This is a genomic window from Kineococcus indalonis, assembly GCF_009906395.1.
In the GTDB taxonomy this organism is placed as follows: Bacteria; Actinomycetota; Actinomycetes; order Actinomycetales; family Kineococcaceae; genus Kineococcus; species Kineococcus indalonis.
Map to the genome: position 1 here is coordinate 1 of NZ_JAAALM010000767.1, position 1,333 is coordinate 1,333.

Annotated in this window: 1 protein-coding gene; it reads right to left on the reverse strand. The window is 74.6% G+C overall.

The window, feature by feature from the left end; all coding sequences use genetic code 11:
* Positions 1 to 134 precede the first annotated feature (134 nt).
* On the reverse strand, positions 135 to 1,333 hold a 1,199-nt coding region (locus tag GTR00_RS20955; protein WP_166613450.1), incomplete at its 5' end, for an alkaline phosphatase.

The following is a 1,333-nucleotide window of genomic DNA, read 5'->3' on the forward strand; positions in this document are numbered from 1 at the left end:
CCTCGGGCAACGACAGCTCGCCAGGCCGCACCCACCGCTGCTCGAGGTGGACCACTGCCGTGGCGGCGTGATCGCCGTCGAACCGGCCGGCACTGATCAGCACCCGCCCGCGCTGGTCAGTGCGGGGTCGTCGGTCAGCGGCGGCCGGTGAGCGCGGCGCTGATCACCTCGTGCAGGTGGGTGTTCGGGTAGGTGCCGGTGAGCGCGGCGCTGCCGGGACCCTCGGCGGTGACCGGCGTGGGCACCCCGGTGTGCCCGGTGGTGGTCCAGTCCACGACGAACTCCTTCTCGCTGCCGGCGACGGCGAACGGGCCGTCCTCGGCGGAGACGCCCCCACCCTCGCTCGCGCCCTCACCAGCGGTCTCGCCCGCGCCGCTCTCGTCCTCCTCGTCGACGCCCTCGATCGTCAGGCCGCCGCACTCGTGGTCGCCGGTGACGATCAGCAGGGTGTCGGGGTGCTGCGCGACGTGGTCGCGCGCGACCCGCACGGCGGCGTCCAAGGAGGCCATCGCCTCCAGCACCCGGCCGGCGTTGTTGTTGTGGGCCATCTCGTCCACCGCCTCCTCCTCCACGAGGAGGAAGAAGCCGTCGCGGTCCCGGGAGAGGACGTCCAGGGCCTTGGCGGTCATCTCGGCCAGCGGGACGGCCGGGTCGTACTCGTCGCCCTGCCCCTCGGGGGCCTGCTGGAACATCTCCTCGTTGGCGAACAGCCCGAGCAGCTTCTCGCCGGGGGCGGCCCGCAGCTGCTCGGCGTCGGTGACGTACGCGTAGCCGAGGTCCTGCGCCTGCGCGACGAGGTCGCCCTGCGTGCCGCGGCTGCCCTCCTCGGGGTCGTCGGCCGGCGCGTCGGGGAACGCCCCCGGCTCACCCCGCGGGTACCACCAGTCCTCGCCGCCGCCCAGGACCACGTCGGGGCGGGTGACCTGCAGGTACTGCCGGGCGATCTCGTCCTGCGCGCCGCGGTCGGCGGTGCTGGAGAAGAACGCCGCCGGGGAGGCGTCGGTGACCTGCGCGGTGGTCACCAGACCGGTGGCCTTGCCGACCTGCTCGGCCAGCTGCCCCAGGACCGGCAGCGGGTCGCCGTCCACGTCGACGCTGATGGCGCCGTTGTACGTCTTCTGCCCCGTGGCCCACGCCGAGGCGGCGGACGCGGAGTCGGTGATGGTGTCCTCGGGGTCGCGCGGGTCGGTGGTCTGCGCCCCGCGCACGGGCAGGGAATCCATCGCCAGCTGGCCGTCGAAGCCCTCCAGCGCCAGGCGCGCGGCCTCGCGGTGGGCGGCGGCCATGCCGTCGCCGTTGACGAGGATGACGTTGCGGGCCTGCTGGCCGCCCC